Annotated in this window: 7 protein-coding genes; all 7 read right to left on the bottom strand. The window is 62.3% G+C overall.

Annotation, left to right across the window (positions count from 1 at the left end):
• A partial coding sequence (locus tag G9463_RS10330; protein ID WP_240150010.1) for a DUF5817 domain-containing protein occupies window positions 1–1,677 on the bottom strand: 1,677 nt, incomplete at its 3' end.
• 436 nt (window positions 1,678–2,113) lie between these two features.
• The gene (locus tag G9463_RS24020; protein ID WP_004966303.1) at window positions 2,114–2,416 is read right to left on the bottom strand and encodes a hypothetical protein; all 303 of its coding nucleotides are present in this window, start codon (window positions 2,414–2,416) and stop codon (window positions 2,114–2,116) included.
• A 194-nt stretch (window positions 2,417–2,610) separates the two neighbouring features.
• Window positions 2,611–2,823, bottom strand: a complete 213-nt coding sequence (locus G9463_RS10320) for a hypothetical protein (protein WP_165896644.1) — start codon at window positions 2,821–2,823, stop codon at window positions 2,611–2,613.
• Window positions 2,823–3,122 carry a hypothetical protein gene (locus G9463_RS10315; RefSeq protein WP_007189756.1) on the bottom strand — a complete coding sequence of 100 codons (300 nt, stop codon included), beginning with the start codon at window positions 3,120–3,122 and terminating at the stop codon, window positions 2,823–2,825. Before G9463_RS10315 ends, G9463_RS10320 begins: the two co-directional genes overlap by 1 nt.
• A 1,135-nt stretch (window positions 3,123–4,257) precedes the next feature.
• Window positions 4,258–4,554: a hypothetical protein gene (locus G9463_RS10310; RefSeq protein ID WP_165896643.1), complete on the bottom strand. Its 297-nt coding sequence runs from the start codon at window positions 4,552–4,554 to the stop codon at window positions 4,258–4,260.
• Between the two features lie 756 nt (window positions 4,555–5,310).
• Window positions 5,311–5,625, bottom strand: coding sequence for a helix-turn-helix transcriptional regulator (locus G9463_RS10305; RefSeq protein WP_165896642.1), 315 nt, complete (start codon window positions 5,623–5,625; stop codon window positions 5,311–5,313).
• A complete protein-coding gene (locus G9463_RS10300; RefSeq protein WP_165896641.1) occupies window positions 5,622–6,299 on the bottom strand; it encodes a transcriptional regulator in 678 nt (225 codons plus the stop codon). The genes G9463_RS10305 and G9463_RS10300 overlap by 4 nt, the downstream gene beginning before the upstream one ends.
• Window positions 6,300–6,330 lie beyond the last annotated feature (31 nt).

Raw genomic sequence — 6,330 nt, 5'->3', positions numbered from 1 at the left:
AGGACCAGTGCGGTCGCCGAGCCACTGGACATAGCCAGACTCAGGCGCGGAGCCGGTCGCGGCAAGCCACCGTTCGGCGGGGGGGTACCGGTCGCGCTTCTGGGCGGATACACTACACTTACGAGACCGTGAGGGGTGTCCGTAAGACGCCCCCGACAGCCGGGATTGGGACGGGTGGACAGGGTTGCCCTCTCGGTCGACGTACTGCTGTGCTGCCGAACCAAGGGACGTCAGTGAGAGCCGGTTAGACGCGTGCGAGCGGTCCACAGTGACGATGTCCTCGGCTTCGAGGAACGACACGTAGCGGTCGATACTCCCGTCTGCATAGTCGATTGCGTCGTCTCGCTTGATAGCGCGAACAGAGCGCTCACCGTCAGTATCGAGATGCGCCAGCACAGTCAACGGGCCTGTCTGGGACCGGTTGGTGTCGACCCACCCCCATGCTTGCTCGTCCAGCTGACCCTCGTCTGAGTCCTCGTCGACGTCCCCACCACGGCGGGAGGAGTATCCGGCCTCAGTAAGGAACGAGAAGCGCTCAGCCCACGCCGGGATGTCCGCTTCGTCATCTGCATCGAGCGCCCGCAACGTCAGCCGACGCACCCGCTGCCGGACTCCGGGCGACATCTGGAGGCGCACATCCAAGCCGTCAGCAAGGACGTCCAACACCCGAAGAGCGCGTTTCACAGTCTCTCGGTCGGCTGCCGTCCAGGCCTCTCCGTCGAGAACGAACGTGACTGGCAGTGGCGTGTCGCGTTCAGCGTGCAGGGCGACTAACGAGTGCCGGAGTGCGTCGACGCCAGCGTTGAACGGCCCGCGGCTCGTGCCGGTCGTCGTGAGCGTCCGTTGAATGCGCTCGAACTGTTCCGCGCCCTTGAACCCGCGGTGGGCCTGGTAGCACTCATTGTCCCACAGCAGCGCGTAGCGGGCCGCCGCATCAAGATAGGCGCGTGCCTCCTCGATGGCCCCGACCGAGCCGTCACTGTCCTCGAGGCCAGCGACCTCGTCGGCGAGGACCTCCTGGACGAACCGGGGCACTTCGTAGTTCGTCTGACTCGGATCTGCGGGATCGGGGCCCGCCTCGTGCAAGACCGCGAGGTCTTGGACACACCGTGCTGTCATCGGGATGAGGTCCGCAAGCAGATCACCGAGCCACTCGGAGCTTTGTGGCGCCACATCATGGTAGGTGAGTCCGGTGATCGAGAGCTGACCCCGAGGGTCCAGTAGAGCAATTCCCGGTTCCTTCGCGGCGTCTGGATAGGCAGACCCGCGGAGCTGTGGTTTGTTCGCCACGTCGACGTCTACGTCGGGCCCGGAGTCCGGACGGGTTGTCGATGAATCAGACGTCGTCGACGTTGACGAAGACTCACCGCAGAGGTTATCGACGAGATCGTCGTCGAGACCCATCCCGTCGAGATACTCTCGATCGTCGATGACTGGGTCATCAGTAGCTTGGTCCCAGTACGCGCGTAGGTCAGCATCCGACTCATCCCGGCGTGATGCAAGGATAGCCGACCGTCGCTGCGCTGCGACCTCCCTGTCAGCAGCCGACGCGAGTGAACGGAGGTGCTCCCGGCTGTGAGTCCGGCCACAGGTTGGACAGCAGGCTTTCGAGTCACCTGACTCGTCGATGATCCAGAGTGCCGAACAGTCTGAACAGCCGACGACGTGGAACGTCATGGCATCCCTCCTGGGAACCCTCTCTGGGTGGAGTTTCGCCCAGTGGAGAGCGACAGCTCTCCCCGTGGCGCTCCCGAGAGGGGCTGAAGCGTACCGGTCAGTGTGTAGTCTGCGGCTTGCATCTTCGTATCAGCGGCTCACGACGGTCTAGCGGCTCTCTGGCGACACGAGAGGCCCAAACAAGAGCGCAGAGATGGCTCTCGCTGTTCGGGCACAACGTTTATTCTATCTCGGTCAGAAACAGTAGGTGAGAACTGTTGGTTCGTCACCTTCTCAGCCGAGGTCGGTGGCACGACCCCGGCATCCCGTTCCTCACCGATTAGCGGTGAGCGTCTTCTCTGTGCTTGATGTTGAATCGGTTTGGTCGGCTGTGTGTTAAATACGTCGGCTATTGCAACAGGTCGCGTCAGACGCGCGTCTGACGGGTTATAGGCCCTCATTGGGCCACCTCCGCGCTGGCCTGCATCCGCAGGCGTTCAGTCGCACTCTCGCTGCGGGCGTGTTCCTCAAGGACGATCACGTCGATCACGTCGCCCGATCGAGGCCACGCCTCCACGACAGCGACGAGATCGCCGTCGACGACGGTCGACCGGTTGACGGCGCCGTAGAGATCACGGATGAGTGCCCGCGGCGATGCAAGTGCCTCTTTGGCGTTGCCTTCGTCGTCAGGGTGCCATTCAAGAATCGAGCCCTGTTGGTTGCGACGAGCACGAACCCGGAGGCGAACTGGCTCAGTCATCCATCTCTTCATCTTGGGCCTCATCCTCGTCGAAGACGATCCGCTCACGCCGGGCGAAGCGCTGCTCGATATCGGGCCATCCTCAGTCTTAGGCTTACGAGCTGGCTCACCCACGGCGGCGACCGCGTCGGCGTCGAGCCAGCGGTTCTCGAGTGATCGGCGACCGTCGACGCCGTCGTGAGTGCCACGCCCCGTCATCGTTCGACCACCGCCCGGCGTTCGATGACGACATCATGCGCGTAGTCACCGCGGCGGTACTGGTCGTAGTAGTTCTCGACAGTGGGGAACTCGGTCGTCCACTCGGTGTAGTGTTCGAGATCACCGACCATGTAGCGGAGTCGCCACTGATCGGTTTCTGTGGTCGCTGTGTCGGTCGCAGTGCCCGGCGAGGGGTCGGCGCGGGCCATTAGGCATCCCCTCCTTCGAAGGGGTCGGGACGGCTGCTATCGCGTTCAACCAGTGCGCAATCTGTGGTCGGGACCGTGAACGACAGCAACTCGTCAGCGCGCTCGACGGCGGTGGCCAGCTCCCGGCGTGTAGCCGTATCGGGTTTGGACACCCGCAACCGCTGGAGTGTTTCTGTTGCGAGGTCGGCCAGCAACACGCCTGTGACGTGCTCGTCAGTCTGTCGACAGACCAGCAACAGCGGTTCACTGTCGGTGGTCGTGATGGCGACGATCTCGCCAGCAGTTGGGCGAGTAGTCATTGGCCGACCTCCGGCTGAGATGGGTGCCCGATGTGTTGCTGGCAGCGTCGACCCGACCCGCGGTGTGACAATTGTCGGCCAAAACGACTTTTACAGATTGTGACCAATCGAGCGGATAGGTTCCGAAGTCCAGCTTGCTGGTCAGTACGCCTTCTCGATGGGCTTGCCCGGACTGGGTTCGGAACCAGTCGGTGCAGGCGACGACGCCGAATGGTGGCCGACGCGCTCGCTACACTGAACGCGCCCCCCGGCCGGCCACCATTCCGCCGCCGACCGAATACTGTCGTTGCTGTTGGATTTCTTGCTGTGTCTGTGCGACTGTTGGCACATAGCGTGTCCAGCGTGTGTGCTTGGAGCTGGACAATCTGGAATGTATCCGATGACATAGCGTAAGTGTTTTCTCTGGCGACTGTCTTTCTATACAATGGGTTCTGGTCTCCGCTACGGATCCCCCTGATAGCCAGTTGCGCTACCGCGGACTTCGGGTCCAGAACCCGTCGTCGTGGATGACGGCTTCGAATGGTGCACACGCCACTCCCCCCCACACACCCACTTCCTTCCGGCTGCCCACCATTCTCGTTCCGTGGCTGTCCTTGATGGCGAGACGACAGTCTACGGGACGGCGACATCGCTGATCGCTGCCACCAGGCTCGAATGTACTGAGTTCTATCACGTTGCTGGCGTGCGATTGTGCGACTATCGGAAGCGTTTTGACTGGGACTCGTCGCATGTCCTGATGGGCTCTGGTCTCCGCTCAGCATCCTCATAGGACTCAATCGGTCACCCAAGTAGTCAGGGTCCAGAGCCCGTCGCCGATTTCGGCGATCCTGGATGGGTTGCGACACGCCATTTGCCCATGGCTGTCGCCCATTCTGTTGTCGGATCACCTGCCAGCGGCTTCGAAGACGCTCGCCAGCGGCGTCTGCGATTTCATAAAAATTATCAACTACAGCACTGCTATCAGACGACAGGTTCTGCCCCGCGCTCCATGTTTCCCCAATAGCCGCTTGACGAAGCGAATGTGTTGGGTGCAGGACCTGTCGCCGGGAACGGCGATATTGGGTGGTGCGAGGCACGCCGGGGTCTCCCGGCTGCCCACCATTCTGTGGTGCACAGTTCGAGACCCCTGTCGCCGTCAGGCGATGCTGGTCGGTGTGCTTATTCTGAGAACAATATTGTAGTAAACCGATAGATACTGCGAGGATATCGCAGCCGTTTTTACCAGCACCCGTGCCAGCGGCAGGTGGGTCTTGGCCCCTATCCACTCGCGTTGGATGTGTCCATCCCCCTGATTGTAGCAGAGTCGGAGCTCGTTGCCGATCTCGGATGGTGGCTTCCACCCCACTTCCCACACCCCCAAGATGCCCACCATTCTGTTGCTGTAGACAGGAAAGTCGTCGCACCCGCTGGTGGCTATCTGCGTGACGGTCACGGTCCAGCGCCGCGTTGGAACCTGACTGTCCGAAGAGTCGGGCGGCCAGAAGTGCGTTGCTGTGTCGCAGGGCTGAAATAGAATTATTACTGGGCAGTTCATACGAGAAAAACGGGTTCTGATTGCCGCCACAGGCTGGGCCACATCGCGGCGTCACTCTGGCCGGGCCGTGTGCGGGGCAGAGAACCCGCTTGTGCCTCTGACATTTGGGTGGCACAGCAGGTGCCCAGTGCCACCCGGCCTCCGCTTTCCGGCAGCCAAATAAAAACTGCGTGGTATGTTTCTCGGCTTGTCTGCCCGGAACGAACGTCACTGCCGTCCCTCCCCAGCAACGGGTCGGGGGTAGATCACACGGCCGTGTCTCCGATATCTGTACCCATTCTATCGGTTGGTTCAGTCCCAGAGATCGCTTCTCTGGACGCTGCTGGATGTGTTCTGCTCCAAAAGTGAGGCGTAAATTACATTTATCATTGCCACTTACATGAGAAGTGCCAGCACAAAGTTGTCCACTTTGTCCTGGATAGGTGTCAGAGGCACGAGAGCTGGTCCGCCGTCGCGGGCGGCGGCGGACTACCTTCCAACTCGGACTTTGAGGGAGTCCCTGCGAGTAACTGTTTTGTGTGAGATGTCCGTATATTCCAGTAGGGTACCAGTCGGTCATCACCTGCCCAGTGATTGTGTGCCTCTGACAACACCGACCGACTGGGTCCCCGTCTTTGCCCGCTGAGCGACGGCATTGCGTGAGTTGTTGGGGCATTACTGCGCACCTCCAGTGACGGGTCGAGGCAGTTCACACAGGCCGGCGAGTGTTTCGGCCTGGCGGTAGAGCGTGTCTTGGCCGGCGTCAGTCAGCGTATACACGTTGGTGCGGGCGTCGAGTTCGTCGCGGTTGATGAGATTCTGGTCAACGAGCTGGTCGAGATTCTGGTAGAGCCGGCTGTGGTTGATCGGGTCGGCGTAGCGCTCGTCGAGGTAGTCCTTGAGCGCGAGGCCATACGGATCGTCGTCGACGGCGGCGATGGCTTCCAAGAGGTCGCGCTGGAAGCCGGTGAGTTCGTGGTAGGTCGTCATTGGTCCCCTCCCGTGTCGGCGGCGTCGGTGTCGACCCGCCGCAGCGTCGCTGGCTGTGGCTGATAACAGTCACCTTGCACCAGTAGATCCAGTAAGGCTGTCAGCGCTCGCTTGGCGCCGTACTCTTTGGCGAGCGTGTCCAGCACGTCGCCGGCAGGTGCGCCGTGGCCGTCTTCGCTTGTTGCGATTACATCGAGCGCGTGGCTGCGGATCCCGGGCTCGGCGTGGGTCTGCACGACGAAGCCGTCCGTGTTCCGGAGGTAGGTGCTGACGGCGGCAAGCCGTTCGAGTTCGTCGTCGGCGAGGGTGGGTTCGGCGGCCTGCAGGACGGTGTCGAGTCGGGTGGCCGCCGCCGTGTGCGAGGGGATGGTGGTGCCGCCGTCGGTGGCGACCAGATCGTGGCCGGTGACGATAGCCAGCGAGCGGGCGGCCTGGGTGATCGCGTCCTGGCCGCGGTCGGTCAGGGCGTAGGTCTCGTCGGTGGTGACAAGGTCGTCGGCTTCGAGGGTGTCGAGGGCGTCCGTGACGCGGGCGTCCTCGAGCGTGGCTTCGCGTCGGGTTTCGACGGCGATCTGGAGGGCGTCAGCGGTGGCCGCGCGGTCGTAGTGGTCGTGGTCGGCAATCGCTTTCAGGAGATCCCGCTGGAGGGCGGTGCAGGTGTGCCAGGCAGTCATGCTCTCCCTCCGGCGAGGGGCGTGGTTGGCG

Source organism: Haloarcula sp. JP-Z28 (genome assembly GCF_011440255.1).
GTDB lineage: Archaea > Halobacteriota > Halobacteria > Halobacteriales > Haloarculaceae > Haloarcula > Haloarcula marismortui.
The sequence above is the reverse complement of the archived record's forward strand: the minus strand, read 5'-3'. Positions and strand labels throughout refer to the sequence as shown.